Here is a 17,996-nt window from a genome sequence, read left to right as displayed (position 1 = left end):
ACGATTTCACAGCCTAATTCTTCTGCCCTTGCAATTTCTGTTAAAGTACCGCAGCCAGGAGACCACAATACTTTTCTGCGGTTGCACGCAATTGCAATATCTTCCCTGAAAACAGGAGTTACAATAAAATTTGCTCCTAAACTCATATACAATGAAGCCGAAGCCGCATCTGTAATAGAACCAACTCCTAAGATCATTCCCGGAAGTTCTGCTAAAGCATATTTGTTCAGCGCTCCGAAAACTTCATGCGCAAAGTCGCCTCTGCTGGTAAACTCCATTAATCGGGATCCGCCGTCGTAACAGGCTTTCAATACTTTTTTACTCAATTCGATATCAGAATGAAAAAACAACGGAACCATACCGTTTTCTTTCATGGTCTGAGCCACTTCAATTCTTGAATATTTTGCCATTTTTATTTTAAAATTATCTTGATACTAATGCTGAACCATCACCATCAATCATATTTTCAACTTCTTTTAAAGTAACCAAGTTGTAATCTCCCGCAATAGTATGTTTTAAGCAACAAGCTGCCACTGCAAAATCCAATGCTCTCTGGTTATTATTCTGATATTCCAGCAGTCCATAAATCAGTCCACCCATGAAAGCATCACCGCTTCCAACTCTGTCCACAACTGGTGTAACTTCTTTTACTTTTGCACTATAAATTGTTTTTCCATCATACAAAATGCCGCCAATTCTTTGGTGTGAAGCACTAACAGAATAACGAAGTGTTGTCGCAGCGATTTTAAGGTTCGGAATCAATTCAAACAGTTTATCATATACTGCCGGAAGTGATTTTTCATCCTGGTAATTTGGATTTACCTTAGGAATTCCCAACATAAAATACGCAGTATCAATATCTCCTAAAATCACATTGCTGTATTTTAGCATTTCCGGCATTACCTCACTTGGCGTTTTACCATATTGCCAAAGTTTTGATCTATAGTTTAAATCGCAGGAAATTTTAATTCCTTTTTTATGAGCAACTTTTATTGCTTCCAAACAGGCCTCTGCCGCAGTCTGGGAAATAGCTGGCGTAATACCGCTCCAGTGGAACCATTCCGCTCCATCCAAAACTTTGTCCCAATCAACCTGCCCTTTTTCTATGGTCGACATCGCACTGTGTGCACGATCGTAAACTACGTTACTCCCGCGTGTTCCTGCTCCAGTTTCCAGAAAATAGATTCCCAAACGTTCTCCTCCGTAAACAATGTTTTTGGATTCTACGTTCATTTTTCTGATTTCCTTTAAAGCAGAAAATCCAATCTCATTTTCAGGAAGTCTTGTTACAAATTCAGCATTAACACCATAATTTGCCAAGGAAACACACACATTGAATTCTCCGCCTCCATACGTAGCACCAAATGCTGTAGATTGCGAAAAACGTAAATGTCTTTCTGTTGATAAACGAAGCATGATTTCTCCAAATGCAACTACTCTACTCATTGTAAATACTTAATTAAAAGTTGAAATATTCTTTTGCGTTGTTATATGAAATATCAGAAACCAATTTTCCAATCCATTCCATATCATTTGGAAGTTCTCCACGTTTAATTTCGTCTCCCAAAAGATTACATAGAATACGTCTGAAATATTCGTGTCTTGGGAAAGACAAGAAACTTCTAGAATCTGTCAACATTCCAACAAAACAGCTTATTAAGCCCATGTTTGAAAGTGCATTCAATTGTTTTGTCATTCCATCTTTCTGATCTAAAAACCACCATCCTGAACCAAATTGTACTTTTCCGCGAACGCTTCCGTCGTTGAAGTTTCCAATCATTGTTGCCATAACTTCGTTATCAGCAGGATTTAGGTTATAGATAATCGTTTTTGTCAATTTATCTTTACTGTCTAAAGCATTTAAGAAAGCAGACAATTTTTGTGCTTGAGGATAATCTCCAATAGAATCCCAACCTGTATCTGGCCCTAAAATTCTGTGCATACGAGCATTATTGTTACGTAATGCACCTAAGTGAAATTGCTGTACCCATCCAAACTCATGATACGTTTCTGACAAGAAAACTAAAATGGCACTATGGAATTTTAAAACCTCTTCTGGAGACAACTCTCCATTTTCTCTTTTCTTTTTGAAAATCGCATTGATTTCACTTTCTGTAAAGTTCTCAAAATCAATTTGATTTAATCCATGATCGCTTAATTTACATCCGTTTGCATTAAAGAATTCGATTCTTTTTCTTAAAGCAGACTGCAAATCAGCATACGCGTTAATTGCAATACCGGACACATCCCCTAATGTGTCCAGATATGCATTATAACCATCATTAGCAATTAAGATGGCTTTATCAGGTCTGAAAGCTGTACTCATCTTGATTCCAGTCGAGTTGTTGGCGAATTTTTGATGAAATTCTAAAGAATCGATTGGATCTTCTGTAGTACAAACCAATTCAGCGTTTACTTTTTTAAGAAGATTTTGTGTGCTGTACGCTTGAGAATTTATTTTTTCCGAAGTTTCAATATAAATTTTCTCAGCCGACTTTTCATTCAATAAATCATAAATATCAAAATAACGAGCCAATTCTAAATGTGTCCAGTGGTACAACGGATTACGCATGGTGTACGGAACTGTTTTTCCCCAGTTTAAGAATTTATCTTTATCTGAGCCGTTACCAGTTACAAACTGCTCGTTGATTCCCAAAGTACGCATTGCACGCCATTTGTAGTGGTCTCCATTGATCCAAACTTGAGTAATATTATCGAAGATTTTATCTTCGGCAATAAACTGCGGATTTAAGTGATTATGGTAATCAATAATGGGCTGATTTTTAGAGTAACTGTGGTATAACTCTTCAGCATATTTATTTTCTAATAAAAAATTATCGTTAATGAAAGTCTGGCTCATATCTTTTTAAATATAATTTGAAAATTATTCTTCGTTTGAAGGTTTTCCGATTGTGGCAAGGATTCCACCATCTACATATAAAATGTGACCGTTTACAAAATCACTCGCTTTTGATGATAAAAATATTGCTGCTCCTGCCAAATCGCTTGGATCTCCCCATTTTGCTGCCGGCGTTCTACTTATGATAAAATCGTTAAACGGATGACCGTCAACTCTAATTGGTTTAGTTTGTTCTGTAGCAAAATATCCAGGACCGATTCCGTTAATCTGAACATTGTATTTTGCCCATTCTGTAGCCATGTTCTTAGTCAGCATTTTTAAGCCTCCTTTTGCAGCAGCATAAGCAGAAACTGTATTTCGTCCCAACTCACTCATCATAGAACAGATATTAATGATTTTTCCTTGTCTTCTTTCAATCATTCCTTTTGCAACATGCTTAGAAACAATAAACGGACTTACAAGATCAATATCAACTACTTCTCTGAAATCTGAAACTTCCATATCTAGAAGTGGAATTCTTTTAATAATTCCAGCGTTATTAATCAAGATATCGATTGGTCCAACTTCACTTTCGATTTTTTGAACTGCAGTTTTCACTTCTTGCTCTTCTGTTACATTGAATTTATATCCTACTGCATTAATGCCTTCGCTTTTTAATTCTGCTACAGCATGATCAATTTTTTCTTGAGATGAATTTCCGTTTACTACAATTGTTGCACCTGCTTGCCCAAGTCCTTTTGCCATTGCCATTCCCAGTCCGTGAGTACTTCCTGTGATTAAGGCAACTTTTCCTTTTATATCAAATAAGTTCGTCATTTTCTTATCTTAAATCTGTGATTTTACAAACATCCATATCTCCGTAATCTAGGTTTTCACCAGCCATTCCCCAGATAAAAGTGTAGTTGCTGGTTCCTGAGCCTGAATGAATAGACCAAGGCGGAGAAATTACAGCCTGATGATTGTTCATCCAGATATGTCTTGTTTCCTGAGGCTGTCCCATAAAATGACAAACTGCTTGATCTTGCGGAATATCTAAATAAAAATATACTTCCATTCTACGATCGTGAACGTGAGCTGGCATGGTATTCCAAACACTTCCCGGTTTCAATTCTGTCATTCCCATTTGCAATTGGCAAGTAGTTACTACGCTTCCAATAATCATTTGGTTTACGGTACGGTGATTTGCCGTTTCCATTGTTCCCAATTGTAATTTATTAGCTTCAGCTAAACTTACTTTTTTAGTTGGGTAAGTGGTGTGAGCTGGTGCAGAGTTTAAATAGAATTTAGCAGGATTGCTTTTGTCATCACTTTTAAAAACTACTTCTTTGTTTCCAGCTCCGATGTACAAAGCATCTTTAAAACCTAACTCATAAGTTGTTCCTTCTACTACGACTGAACCACTTCCTCCTACATTAATAATTCCAAGTTCTCTTCTTTCTAAAAAATAAGGCGCTTTAAGCGGATCTATAGTTTCTAAAACTAAATTTCCTTTTACTGGTACTGCAGATCCTGCGATGTATCTATCATAATGAGAATAAACTAATACAACTTCATCTTCCTGCATTAAATCATCAATTAAGAATTCTTCTCTCAATTGCTGTGTGTCATATTTTTTTACAGCTTCTGGGCTTGACGCGTATCTTGAACTATATTTTGTCATAATTTAAATAAATGTAATCGATTGCACAAAATTAATTTTTTAAATGGAATAACTATAATTGAAATGAAAAAAATATTTCAATTATGTTCTTTTTTCTTTATAAATCGGTTATTGGTCTGTATTTTGGAACCAATGTTTTCATTACAATCCAGCCTGTTAAATAACAAACTGCACAAATAGAGAAAATAATCATATATCCAGAGTTTATACCATCAACAACCGTCTCCCCAGATTTTGATAATAATTTCAAAAACTCGGCTAAATTCGCAACACCTCTCTCTTTTAAAAATGCTTTTTCAGTTTCTGGATTTAAAAATTGCGGATATTTAGCTAATAAAGACTGTCCGTTTACCAAGCTCCAATTTCGCTGTGTAAAATCAAACAAAACACCTGATCCCTTATTAATTATAGTTGAACCAACTCCACCTGCTAAACCTCCGATTCCTGTAATAGTTGCAATTGCTTTTTTAGGAAACATATCTCCTACTGTAGTAAAAATATTTGCCGACCAAGATTGGTGTGCTGCTCCCGCAATTCCGATAATAATTACTGGAACCCAGTAACTAATATATCCTAATGGCTGAGCGATCAAGGCTAATAATGGAAAAAATGCAAAAATCAACATCGCTCTCATTCTTCCTTCATACGGATTCATTCCTTTTTTCTCAACGAAATATGTTGGCAGCCATCCGCCAATAATGGACAATAATGTAATCATATAAAGTACAAACAATGGCAAAGCTGCTTCTGTAGAATCCATTCCGTAAACAGAACTTAAATAAGCCGGAGTCCAGAATAAGAAAAACCACCAAACACCATCTGTCATAAACTTACCAAAAGCAAAAGCCCATGTTTGTTTGTATTTAAAACATTCCATTAAAGATACTTTTCCTTTAGCTTCAGGTTTAAAGCCCATTTTACCGTCCTCAATATCATCTTGCTGAATATACGCCAATTCCTCTGGACTAACTTTTGAATGCCTTTCTGGTTTATCATACATAAACATCCAAAATCCCATCCATACAAATCCTAAAGCTCCTATTATAATAAAAGACATTTCCCATCCAAAAGATTTTGCGATAAATGGAATTGTAATTGGTGCGGCTAAAGCTCCAACCGTTGCTCCTGCATTAAAAATACTTGTTGCAAAAGCTCGGTCTTTTTTAGGAAAATATTCTGCAGTGGTTTTAATTGCCGCAGGGAAATTCCCAGCTTCTCCAACTGCCAAAACAAAACGAGCAAAGATGAATAATGCAACACTTACATTGATTACCAAAGCGGTGTCGCTTACAGTACTGATTATTTCTTTTGAACCATGAAAACCTACAAACCAGTCTCCTGTAATAATTCCTGAAGTTGCAATTCCACAGAAAGCATGAAGACAAGCTCCTACAGACCAAATTCCGATTGCCCAAAGAAATCCTTTTTTGGTATCCAGCCAATCCACAAATCTTCCAGCAAATAATAATGAAACGGCATAAAAGATAGAAAATAAGGCTGTAATATTTCCATAATCATTGTTTGTCCAATGAAATTCTGGCGCAATAAAGTCACTCCATGTTAACGAAAGTACTTGTCTATCAAGATAATTGATCGTGGTTGCAAAAAACAATAAAGCACAAATACTCCAACGGTATTTGCCTGCAGCTTTAACACTTTGATTTACTGCAACAGTTTCGGTCTGATTCATAGTTAGTGGGTATTATAGTTTTGTAATTTTTGGTATTTTTAGCAATACCTTTTACCTCTATTTAAAAATATTAAAATCAATAAATTAACAGTTCTAAAAAGAAATAATGTAATCGATTGCACAAATATAGTTTTTAATCTCTACAATCCAAATAAATTGTATAAAAAATAATTTAAGGTTTTTAAATAAACATATTACATAAAAAAAAGAATACAAAATTACACATTAAACAATATATTTGTTAAAAGAGACTAGGTGAAATTCATCCTTTTTGCGGGGTAAAATTGTCCTAAAAGAGTTGATTTCATAAGCCATTTTTAACCATTTGATCGGATACAAGCCATCGGTTGCATTTGTTACAACATACACGTATAAAATATTACAAATCAAATAATTACACTCAAAATTGAAGACTAAAAAAACACAAAGATTAAGAGGAATTACATTAAGTTTTCTTCTTTTTTCAGGAGTATTTTCTCTAAGTGCACAAAATCAGATTGTTCCATTATGGAATAAAATTCCTGATGAAATTAAAGCAACTGATTATAAAGAAAAAGAAGTGCTTAAGGACGGAAAAATGCAAAGTACAAGTCAGGTTTCTGTACCTACTTTAAGTATTTTTATTCCGAAAGAAGCAAAATCAAATCAAACAGCCGTTGTAATTTGCCCCGGCGGTGGTTATACACATTTAGCTTTTGAAAAGGAAGGAACAAAAGTGGCAGAATGGCTTAATAGTTTAGGAATTGCAGCATTTGTATTAAAATACCGTATGCCTACCGACTTGACTATGAAAAATAAAAGTGTTGGTCCATTGCAAGATGGACAGGAAGCCATTCGTTATGTAAGACAAAATGCAGCAAAATGGAATATTGATCCAAATAAAATTGGGATCTTAGGATTCTCTGCTGGAGGACATTTAGCTTCTACTGTATCAACTCATTATGATGATAAGGTTTATGAATCATTATGCAAAGTAAGTGCACGTCCTGACTTCTCACTTTTGATTTACCCTGTGATTTCAATGGAAAATGAAACAACACACAAAGGCTCTCAAACGAATCTTCTTGGAAATAATCCATCACAGGAACTTTTAGATTCATTTTCTAATGACAAGAGAGTGACTGCTAAAACACCTCCTGCTTTCTTAATTCACGCTACAGACGACACGGTTGTAATACCTGAAAACAGCATCAACTATTATCTGGCTTTGAAAAAAAATGGAGTTACAGCCGAGTTACATTTATATGAAAAAGGCGGCCACGGATTTGGTTTAGGAGTAAATGACACCAGCAAATTCTGGACAAGAGATTGTATAGAATGGCTTAAAGCAAATGATTACAACTAAAAATAAGAAAGGCAAAACTTTTTCAAGTTTTGCCTTTTGATCAAAAAAAAACAAAAAGGAATAAAAAACCATTTTTTATATTTTAAGCAGTAACTTCTTGTTCTGCGTTACTTTTCAATTTAGAAACAAGAATTGTTTTGCTTGCTACTTTTGGTCTTGCAGCAGGCGCTTTCTTTTTGCCAAATTTCTGCTTACCCCACCAAATAATGAATCCTGTAATAGGTAAACTGGCAGAAATCAAACTGGCTAAAAACGCAATAATTTTACCTGTTAGTCCCAGAACACTTCCTACGTGAATATCATAATTCATTCTTCGGATTTTGTCTGGAATATTAGCCTCAATATACTTCCCTGAAAATGGAGTCTTAATCGAAATCTCATTTAGCGACTGTTGATCAAAACTATAACGATCCATATTGTAATAGGTGTTTTTCTGTTTGTAAACAAAAGCACCAATAGGATCTGCAGGTTTTCCCGGAATACTAATCATGATTCCAGCAGCCTGAGGATTTTCTTTTTTAATATTCAATAATACTTTATCTGCTGTTGTAATTTTAAACTCTTTTACATGAGTGGTATCTGATTTTGGTGATTCTCTGTTTTCAACTAATGGCGTTCCTCCAGAAGTTACCCAATACAACGATTTACTCCACCAGCCAAAACTCCAGACTAAGCCCGTTACAGCAATAAAAAACAGAAAAATACAGCTGTAAAAACCTAGTACATTATGTAAATCGTAATTGACACGTTTAAAGCTCGCGTCCCACTTAATTTTAAAACTTTTATCTATAATCGATTTGATCCATTTTGTAGGCCACCACAAAACAATACCTGAAATCAATAATACAACGAAAATCAAAACTGCGACACCTACTATAGGACGACCTATGTCATAAGGAAGCCATAACGCGCGATGACCATTTAATATCCATCTGAAAAAATCGGGTGACTCTCCTCTAGAGAACGTTTTCACATTTAATATATCTCCAGTATATGGATTCATATAAACACTTATAAAAGTACCGTTTCTTCTGCCCCCCTTGCCTTTTTTGCCTTTTTCTCCCTTTCCCTTACTTCTCTCTTTTCCCTTTTCATTTGGTTGCGATTTCAGTTCAGATTTTCCTTTTTCGCCTTCATTCTTAGCGATATCTTTTCTTTTATCCCCTCTTTTGTGTTCTGCTTTTTCGCCTTCTTCTTTTTTCTCAACAAAATAACCTACAATTGCCGCTTCGTCTTTTGCTCCAAAAGTTACGCTTGTGGCTTTTTTATCTTTCATTTTTTTATCTGCAATTGCTACCAATTGAGAAGGCAGTAAAAATTCTTTCTGTTGCGGTTTAACAAAACGCCAGTCTTCTATAAAATCTTTAATTTCATGTTCAAAAACATAAATACAGCCCGTAAGGCTGACAATGACTACGATAATTCCAGACGCTAAACCTAGCCATAAATGGAGCCAGGCCATAATACGCTTAAAAAGCGATTTTTTACTTTTTTTCTTATTATTAGGTTTTGGTTTTGAAGAAGAAAACATAATTGGATAGATAAATAGAATAAATAAAAAGACCGTAAGTCCTAACACAAATAAGGACTTACGGTAAAAAAATATTAGTATTTTAATTTCTGGATAGCAGTAATCTGACCTCCTTCAACTTTCATACCTTGTGTAGCAACAGCAGTTGTACCATTAATAGTATAAATCCAGTTTCCATCAGGAGTATTTATACCAAGAACAGCTGAATTTCCATCTTCCGTTGTAATATTATAACGAGTAGTAGCATTTGACAATAACGCTGGCATACCAATAACCCATTTAAAAGTTTGGTTGTATACATCAGCAACAGCTAATCTAACAGTACCTGAGTTAGTTCCAGGAGTTCCGTACATTAACAGTAAGAACTTACCATTTGAAATATAACTTGTTGAAGAAATTTTGTACCCTCCTGATTTTTCCTGAACATTAAAGAAATAAGATTTGTCAAATTCTGTGGTTCCTTTAGCAATTTTAACAACAGCTGAAGGTTTTGTTGAAGCAACTACTCCATTAGCTGTTCCGATAGCTCCGGAAAATCCATAAGCATCTCCTTTTTCATCTTGAAACAATCCATTTGTAAAATAAGCTCCTAAGTAACTTGTACGGTCATCTTTAATTACTTTTTCCAGTTTTAAATCCGGATAACTATATACAGCTACCCAAGTACTATCAGCATGTCTTGTACCAAAAGTATCCGGAGCAATACCATTAATTTTCATATAAGGCATAAATACTTTATCTCCCACCTGAGTTGCCCAGGTAAAATGAGCTCTTTCTGCTAAATCTGGATTTTTATTTCCAATTAAAAGTCTTGTGTCTTGTGATACTGTTCCTGTAAGCACAGATTGTTCTGCATCAACTTTATACATGTAAGAAATTGAAGCGCCACTTCTAGGTACTTTTACCATTACAATATCTTTGTTAACAGGTGCAAAAACTTGTACTGTCTCCGCCTGAAAATTTGAAGTCTTAGTTAAATCTCCATTTGCTGTTAAGCTATAAGTAGTAACAGCTCCCGGATTTCCCTGACCGTAAAGGAAACTAAAAAATTTGTTTTGAGTTGATAAATAATAACGATAAGTACCATCTTGTTCTAATCCGTTTCCAGCTGTGGTAATTGATCCTTTTGTAACGTCGTCGGCAGTTAATAAATAATCTGCTACTCCTGTTGCTCCTGTAGAAACGGTAATTATATATTTTGATTTTCCAGTTTCTCCACTAGCTCCTTCATTTTTGTCATCGCTACTCTCACATGAAGTAAAAGTGAAAGCAAACGCAGCTAATAGTAAAGGTAATTTACTAATTGTTTTCATAAGTATTAAAGTTTATATTAAAATTATTTATTCGATTTGTTAAAGAAGTATCTAAATTTTAGATAAAAAGCCCGACTCGGTTTTTGAAGTGAAAAATTATCCACAAGTTCATTATCCAATAAGTTTTGACACTCTAAGGCGATGTTGTATTTTCCATCAGCCATTGTGTAAACCAAGTTTAAATCATGCTTAAGCTGTGTAGGAATATCGTGTTTACCATTTGAGCCTCCTCTACTTGGCCAGTACAAATAATAGGCATGGACATAAAGAAGATTATAACCTACAGATAAATTATTTCCTTTTTTAAAGACATCGTTAAAAAAAACTGTTCCATCCAGATTCCCAAATAAATAAGGAATATTAGGTACTCTGTCTTTATAGTAATAGGAAACATAATTTTGCTCTGGCTCATATTTGGTCATATTTCGTATATCCTGATAAGTCATATTAAGACCAGAAGTAAATCGCTTTTTATAAGAGTATCGAATCTCTCCATCAATGCCTTTTGTTTTTACACTTCCCTGATTAACGGTTACCGTTTTGTTTTGATTATTATTAAATTCAGTACGAATAAAATCAGTAGCATTACGATAGATACCATTTACATCAAATGTTAAGGCATTAACGTCATTAAAACTAGTTTGATAGCTAAAACCTAAATTAATATTATTACTTGATTCTGGTTTTAAACCATTATTACCCTGTAAATTATCATTGGGATCACCAAAAATTTCATTCGGCGTGGGTAATCGGTAGGTTTTTTCATAAGAAGCTTTCACTTGCAAGTTTTGTTTTAAATAATAACTACTTGCTCCTCCATAACCTAAAGAAGATGTTTTATTATTTAACTCCATATAGGCAACATCTCCCCAGTTTCCAGAAGGATTATAACTTCTGGTGAGTGTAGTGTTTAAATCATAATTCTTTAAAAATAATGAGGTACTCCATTTTTCATTGTAGTCAAATTTGTAACCAGCTGCCAAAATATTCTTTTGTAATTTTTCAGGTTGCTGATACGTTACAGATTCAGGATAAAGTTCATCACTACCTTTGCGGTCAAATGTGTTAAATGTGTTGTTTATCAACAAAGAATGATGTTCTCCTATGGCATAAGTTGCATTGAAAGTAGCTATTCCATTATTGTTTTTAAATTTATAAAGGGATCTGCCAGCTTCTCCACCTGGACCTGCGTTTTGCGTGTATTGTCCAAACCAATTGTATCGTCTATTTACAGTATCTACGGTTTGTTCATAACCAAAATTAAAATTTCCCGTTACATCAATATTCAACCCTTTTGTAAACAAATCTTTTACCTGATATTTCAAAGTAGGCATCAAAGTATTTCCACGTCTATATCTTTCGCCAAATACTGAAACCATTCTGGCTCCGGTTTGAATATCAGCCTTATTTTGTCCGGCTGTAAAACCAATCATTAATTTATCGGCGTATTTTTTACCCGTAATTCCAATATTAAAAATTACGGTTTCATTTTGGTAATTATCATGAAATCTTCTTACTCGTGTTTCTGGATAATATTTACCAGTTTCCAAATCATTAGTTTCAACATTTACCCAATAATTATTGTCAGAATAATTTTGAAATGCATTAATCTCTGTAGTAAAACCACTTTTTGAAGTATATCCTGCGTTTATAGCAGTTTTAAACGTATTGAATGACCCAAAGGAATAAGAAGCATCCACATAGGTTCGGGGTTTATTATTCGTTACGATATTAACAGCTCCTCCTAAAGCATCTCCACCCAGCCAAATCGGTACAACACCTTTATAAACCTCTACACGATCAGCAAGGTTAATTGGAATATTATTGATTTGAAAAGACGAGCCAAAATTATCCATTGGTACGCCGTCAATAAAAATTTTAATTTGGTTACCGGAAAATCCATTAATTGATAATTCAGATCGGGATCCTACACCTCCAGCTTCACGAAAACGTACACCTGATACCCTATCTAATGCATGTGCAAGATCTAAAGTGGAGTTATGCAGTTTTTTTGCATCAACAGCTGTTACGTTATAAGCTTGTTTATTGATCTTATCAACTGCTGAACGACCTATTACTGATACGTTTTCTAATTCCTGTAATTCACTATCCAATTGAACTGGAATATTTACAGAAGTTCCAGAAACCTCTATGCTTTTTTTAAAGCCCGAAAAACCAATTGCAGAAACTTTGATAGTATGTTTTCCTGGTTTAACATTTTTAAAAATGAACTTTCCATTTTCATCAGAAATAATACTTAAGTCAGTTTTTTCTAAAACTACTGTCGCAAATGGAACGGTTTGACCAGATTTTTCAACAACTTGTCCAGTCACTGTAACCCCTTGATTTTGCTGGGAAAACGACAAGAACGAAAAGAAGAAAAATGAAATAAAAAATAAAATTTTTGGCGTTGACATATCTTTAATTAGACTAATTATAAATAACTTTGTCGCAAAAGTACCATCAACTGATTCAAAAAAGTTAGGGAAAAACGGATTATTATTTTGTAAAAACGGATTAAATTTTGAAAATCAAGTCTACTCTCTCATCGCACGAAAAGCCAATAATTAATATCGAAGTAAATGCTCACTATAATCCCAAAAGTATTCTGAACGAAGAAAATATCAATCTTCAGAAGGAAAATATAGAAGAGATTAAAAGTCATATTTTAGCAACAGACGGAATGGTTCTAATAGATACTCAAATGTATTTTACAAAACCTCAAACCGAAGTTTTTGAAATAAATGACGAATGTATTGTGATGGATTTTATAAGCTGTAACAATATCGAAACTCAGATAGATCAGCTTGAAAATGAGAAGTATTTAAAGCAGAATACCCATAATATTTTTTATACGACAAAATATAAAGGCACTTTTAAAATTCCAGCATTTGAAAAAGTAAATTATCTAACCATTATTTTTTCTAAAGAATTCTATTTCAATGTAATCAATGAGGACTGGAAACTTCATGAAAAATTCTCTAAAAACATTTTAATTCAAAAATCAAGCTACCTCACTTCAAAATATCTTCCATTTACTTCTTCCATTCAGTGGGTTATTTCTGAAATCAAAAATTGCAATCGGAAAGGAGCATTAAAGAAAATGTACATTGAGACCAAAATAAAAGAGTTGTTAATCCATCAATTAGAGTCGGTAGTTTCCAAACCCAAACCAGAGGAAAAAATCGACAATGAAGAATACAACAAATTATTAGAAGCCAAACAAATACTAGACAACGATTATCGAAACACTCCTACTCTACCAGAACTTTCTCGAAAAATTTCATTAAACGAATTCAAGCTTAAAAAAGGCTTTAAAGCATGTTTTGGCACCACTGTCAAAAGCTATATCATTAAGTTGAGAATGGAGCATGCAAAAGAATTGTTCCAAAGTAAATCGGCAACAGTTAGTGAAGTAGCATATAAATGTGGCTACAAAGATGTTTCTCATTTTTCGGCTGCCTTTAAAAGTTATTATGGATTTTCTCCTCAGAAATTTAAAATCAATACCGATAGCATACAACTTTGGTTAATCGGACTTTCATTTTTATGGTAAAAAAAGGGTTTTAAAATTATGTCCGTCGACTTAATCTTAAAACCCAAAAAAATTAGACATTAATTGTACATTGCAAACTATATACAAATACCCACGATCAAATGAATATGTCTTAATTAAAAATAAAAACGTTTCTCCAAAAACTGTTTTCTGTAAAAATTCTAAATGACACCTAAAAAGGTAAAGAATGCCATCTTTTTCAAATTTCTACATTCCAAAATTAAAATGCACAAAACAGATTCCCTTACGGTTTTCCACATTGAGACAAAAAAGAGCGTTTTTTTTTAAAATAACAAAATATTAAACAATTAATTATCAGCAATATAACCAAAAAAAATTTAACACTATTTTTTGATAATTTATTTCATTTTTCCCTCTAAAGACCATATAAAAGTGTAAAAACAACACTTAAAAACACTTCTTTCTTGTCCTAGATTAAGCGTAATTCTTTTCATCACAAGCTATATTTGCAAGGTAAATTATTCGTTCTGCCAAAAACTGAAGTCAAAAAACAAAAGAAAATGTAGCGTTTTAAAACCTTAGAATCTTTCTTATTCTAGATTAAGTTGAAGCAAAAATGAAACGAATAAATTTGCAATATAAATTACAAGTTCTGTCAAAAACTGAAATCAAAAACAAGAAAAGACTTAGCTTCTTAGTAACTAAGAACCTTAGTATCTTTCTTATTCTAGATTAAGTTAAAGTAAAAATGAAACAAATAAATTTGTAAAGTAAAATCACAAGTTCTGCGAAATAAGATTTAAAAGTAAAAAACTCAGAATCTCAATATCTCAGAATCTTAGCAACTTAAAAAAAATGAAAACACTTGAATTCTTATTACTAGGAAAAAACGAAGCGATCTTGGCCATTTTACTTCGCCTTGTAAACGCTTATGAAGACTGGAATGCAGTCGCATTTAGCAATGAAACAGAAGCTCAGGAATATTTTCAGAACCACAAAATCGACGTTGTTCTTTTGAGCTCCGGAATCGAAGATCATGTCGAAAAAGATTTTACTTCATTTTGCTTAAAACAACAGCCAGATGTAGAAGTAATTGAACATTTTGGAGGCGGAAGCGGTTTATTAAAATCCGAAATTCTCCACCGATTACATCTAAAAGGAAAAATATAGCGCTCTAGTTTCCTTTCAATCATTTTACAGCTTTAAAACAACACAATTACGAAGATCGTCAAAAATTTACGATATATCGTTAGGACTTCTATTGCCTTTTTTGAAGAAATCTCTTTAAAAACAAGGCTTTAGGAATAGGGCATTCATTTTGAATACCCAAAAGTAAAAATCACAATATTTTAAAAACCTAATCATTAACAACAAAATCAAAATTATCATGAAAAAATTAATCCTTACAGCAGTTTTATCTTTAGTAACCCTTATCGGATTCGCTCAAAAGCCAAGTCCAGCGTTATTAGACCCAACAAATCATACTTTAGTATTAATTGATTACGAAAGCCAAATGGCATTTGCAGTAAGCAATATCCCAATTGATCAATTACGCAACAACACCGCTTTAGTAGCTGGAGCTTCAAAAATATTTAAAGTACCAACAATTGTAACAACAGTTGCCGAAAAATCTTTCAGCGGACCTGTTTTTAGAGAAATCGAAGAATTCTACCCTCAAAAAACGTCAAACTATATCGATCGTACCACAATGAATACTTGGGAAGATGCTCCAGCCCGTAAAGCAATCATAGCAACTGGTAAAAAGAAAATCGTATTTGGCGGTTTATGGACAAGCGTTTGTATTGTTGGACCAGTTTTATCCGCAATCAATGAAGGATATGATGTTTATGTAATTACAGATGCAAGCGGTGACGTTTCTAAAGAAGCTCATGAAATGGCTGTAACTCGTATGGTTCAAGCTGGTGCTCATCCTGTAACTTCTTTACAATACTTATTAGAATTACAACGCGACTGGGCTCGTCAGGAAACTTATGTACCAGTAACCGATTTAGTTAAAAAATACGGTGGCGCTTACGGCGTAGGTGTACAATACGCTCACGAAATGTTGAAACACTAAATATTTTGAAAGCGGATAAAACGGATTCATATTCACGAAGGCGCGGATAAAAAAACGGATTTTAATTCATCCTATTTACTTTAAAAAAATCTGTGTAAATCAGCGTCTTCGCGAATGCGAATCTGTAAAATCAGCGTCAAATTTTAATCTATCCAATAAAAAAAACTGTGTGCTAAAAACATGCAGTTTTTTTCTCCAACCAAACAAAAACCTCCACTATGAAACTCTCTTTCAAAATACTAACTTTTCTTTTAATTATTTCTCTTCCTCTTTTCGGGCAAAATAAAAAAGCAACTCTTATTGTGCATCATGCCGTAATTCACACTTTAGATAACAAAAATACAATTGTTGAAGCTATGGCTGTCGCCGACGGAAAAATACTGAAAACGGGGAAAAACAGCGAAATCTTAAAATTAAAAGACAAAAAAACAACGGTAATTGATGCTCAGGGAAAAACCATCATTCCCGGAATATTCGATTCTCACATGCACATCATCCGAGGTGGAAGATTCTACAATACAGAATTACGCTGGGACGGAGTTCGTTCTTTAAAAAGAGCTTTGGCAATGCTTAAAGAACAAGCTCAAAGAACTCCAAAAGGACAATGGGTTCGCGTGGTTGGCGGATGGAATGCGTATCAGTTTGAAGAAAAAAGACTACCAACTTTAGCAGAAATTAATGAGGCAACAGGCGATGTTCCTGCTTTTATTCTTCATTTATATGGACACGCTTATTTGAACAAAGCAGGTTTAGAAACTTTAAAAATCGATGCTAATACGCCAAATCCAAATGCAGGATTGATTGAAAAAGATCCAAACGGAAATCCGACAGGATTACTTGTCGCAGAACCAAACGCTTTTATTTTATATTCAACTCTTGCTAAACTTCCTGAATTGACGCAAGAAGAAAAATTCAATTCGACTAAACAATTTATGACCGAAATGAACAGACTTGGCGTAACGGCAATTATGGACGCAGGAGGCGGATTTCAGAACTTTCCAGATGATTACGGCGTAACAAATGGTCTATGCAAAGACAGTGATTTGACTGTGAGGATGCCTTATTATTTGTTTGCTCAAAAAGCAGGAACTGAATTAAACGATTATACCAAATGGATTAATACAGTTGAAATTGGCGAAGGCTGTGACGATCACGATTCTGACAAAGTAGAATATCACGTTCAGGGAGCAGGAGAAAATCTCGTAATGAGTGCCGGTGATTTTGAAAACTTTGATAAACCAAGGCCTGAATTAAGTCCCGCAATGGAAGAACAATTAAAAGAAGTTTTATCCTTATTGGTAAAAAACAAATGGCCTTTTAGAATTCACGCTACTTATAATGAAAGCATTACAAGATTTTTAAATGTAATTGAAGACATCAACAAAGAAACACCTTTAAACGGACTTTTATGGTTCTTTGATCATGCCGAAACGGTTTCTGTAGAAAATTTAAAACGTATTAAAGCTCTAAACGGAGGAATCGCAATTCAACACAGAATGGCTTATCAAGGCGAAAGTTTCATCAAAAGATATGGTAAAACCGCTGCTGCGAATACCGTTCCTTTAAAGAAAATCTTAGAATTAGGAATTAAAGTTGGAATGGGGACTGACGGAACACGTGTGGCAAGTTACAATCCGTGGGTTGGTTTATACTGGTTGACAACTGGAAAAACTTTAGGCGGTTTAAAATATATGAATGATGAAAATATTCTAGACAGAACCAAGGCTTTGCAATTGTTTACTTACGGAAGTGCCCAATTAATCAATATTGAAAAAGACAGAGGAATGTTGACTGCAGATAAACTAGCTGATTTTGCTATTCTTTCTGATGATTATTTCAATGTTCCAGAAGAAAAAATCCTAAACATCGAATCAAAACTGACAGTCGTAAACGGAAAAGTAGTTTATGCAGCTAATGACTTTAGAACCTTTGCCAATCCAACACCAAAAGCAATTCCAGATTGGAGTCCAGTGAATTACTTTGGAGGTTATCAAAAAAATTAA

The 17,996-nt window shown here is 34.0% G+C and carries 13 protein-coding genes and 1 pseudogene; 5 read left to right on the top strand and 9 right to left on the bottom strand.

From position 1 onward, the window contains the following. From BM289_RS11545 to BM289_RS11520, 6 genes and pseudogenes are all read right to left on the bottom strand, one after another. Positions 1–410 (bottom strand): annotated as a pseudogene (locus BM289_RS11545) (bifunctional 4-hydroxy-2-oxoglutarate aldolase/2-dehydro-3-deoxy-phosphogluconate aldolase); the annotation flags it as partial. 13 nt (positions 411–423) lie between these two features. Then, positions 424–1,446 carry a sugar kinase gene (locus BM289_RS11540; protein ID WP_091493351.1) on the bottom strand — a complete coding sequence of 341 codons (1,023 nt, stop codon included), beginning with the start codon at positions 1,444–1,446 and terminating at the stop codon, positions 424–426. Positions 1,447–1,459: 13 nt separating this feature from the next. Then, positions 1,460–2,860 (bottom strand): glucuronate isomerase, encoded by a 1,401-nt coding sequence (gene uxaC / locus BM289_RS11535; protein WP_091493349.1) that lies wholly within the window; start codon positions 2,858–2,860, stop codon positions 1,460–1,462. Positions 2,861–2,884: 24 nt separating this feature from the next. Continuing rightward, positions 2,885–3,676, bottom strand: a complete 792-nt coding sequence (locus BM289_RS11530; protein WP_091493346.1) for a gluconate 5-dehydrogenase — start codon at positions 3,674–3,676, stop codon at positions 2,885–2,887. A gap of 4 nt (positions 3,677–3,680) precedes the next feature. Continuing rightward, positions 3,681–4,520: a 5-dehydro-4-deoxy-D-glucuronate isomerase gene (gene kduI / locus BM289_RS11525; protein WP_091493344.1), complete on the bottom strand. Its 840-nt coding sequence runs from the start codon at positions 4,518–4,520 to the stop codon at positions 3,681–3,683. 97 nt (positions 4,521–4,617) lie between these two features. Then, positions 4,618–6,210 carry an MFS transporter gene (locus tag BM289_RS11520; protein WP_091493341.1) on the bottom strand — a complete coding sequence of 531 codons (1,593 nt, stop codon included), beginning with the start codon at positions 6,208–6,210 and terminating at the stop codon, positions 4,618–4,620. Between the two features lie 406 nt (positions 6,211–6,616). On the opposite strand from BM289_RS11520, the gene BM289_RS11515 reads away from it, so the two are divergent. Beyond that, positions 6,617–7,555, top strand: a complete 939-nt coding sequence (locus BM289_RS11515) for an alpha/beta hydrolase (protein WP_091493338.1) — start codon at positions 6,617–6,619, stop codon at positions 7,553–7,555. 82 nt (positions 7,556–7,637) lie between these two features. Here the strand turns inward: BM289_RS11515 and BM289_RS11510 are convergent, their stop codons facing one another. The 3 genes from BM289_RS11510 to BM289_RS11500 form a co-directional block, all read right to left on the bottom strand. Continuing rightward, on the bottom strand, positions 7,638–9,086 hold the full coding sequence (locus BM289_RS11510; RefSeq protein WP_091493335.1) for a PepSY-associated TM helix domain-containing protein: 1,449 nt from the start codon (positions 9,084–9,086) through the stop codon (positions 7,638–7,640). Between the two features lie 74 nt (positions 9,087–9,160). Further along, a complete protein-coding gene (locus BM289_RS11505; RefSeq protein ID WP_091493333.1) occupies positions 9,161–10,399 on the bottom strand; it encodes a DUF4374 domain-containing protein in 1,239 nt (412 codons plus the stop codon). A 23-nt stretch (positions 10,400–10,422) separates the two neighbouring features. Further along, positions 10,423–12,816, bottom strand: a complete 2,394-nt coding sequence (locus BM289_RS11500) for a TonB-dependent receptor (RefSeq protein ID WP_091493330.1) — start codon at positions 12,814–12,816, stop codon at positions 10,423–10,425. Between the two features lie 107 nt (positions 12,817–12,923). Between BM289_RS11500 and BM289_RS11495 the strand changes: the two genes are divergently transcribed. The 4 genes from BM289_RS11495 to BM289_RS11480 all read left to right on the top strand — a co-directional run bounded on the left by BM289_RS11495 (position 12,924) and on the right by BM289_RS11480 (position 17,996). After that, complete coding sequence (locus tag BM289_RS11495; protein ID WP_091493327.1) at positions 12,924–13,955, top strand: AraC family transcriptional regulator; 1,032 nt, start codon at positions 12,924–12,926, stop codon at positions 13,953–13,955. Between the two features lie 816 nt (positions 13,956–14,771). Continuing rightward, the gene (locus BM289_RS11490; protein ID WP_091493324.1) at positions 14,772–15,086 is read left to right on the top strand and encodes a hypothetical protein; all 315 of its coding nucleotides are present in this window, start codon (positions 14,772–14,774) and stop codon (positions 15,084–15,086) included. A 217-nt stretch (positions 15,087–15,303) separates the two neighbouring features. Then, on the top strand, positions 15,304–15,993 hold the full coding sequence (locus BM289_RS11485) for a hydrolase (RefSeq protein WP_091493321.1): 690 nt from the start codon (positions 15,304–15,306) through the stop codon (positions 15,991–15,993). 218 nt (positions 15,994–16,211) lie between these two features. Next, positions 16,212–17,996 (top strand): amidohydrolase, encoded by a 1,785-nt coding sequence (locus BM289_RS11480; protein WP_091493319.1) that lies wholly within the window; start codon positions 16,212–16,214, stop codon positions 17,994–17,996.

This window comes from Flavobacterium phragmitis (genome assembly GCF_900112575.1).
Lineage (GTDB): Bacteria > Bacteroidota > Bacteroidia > Flavobacteriales > Flavobacteriaceae > Flavobacterium > Flavobacterium phragmitis.
The sequence above is the reverse complement of the archived record's forward strand: the minus strand, read 5'-3'. Positions and strand labels throughout refer to the sequence as shown.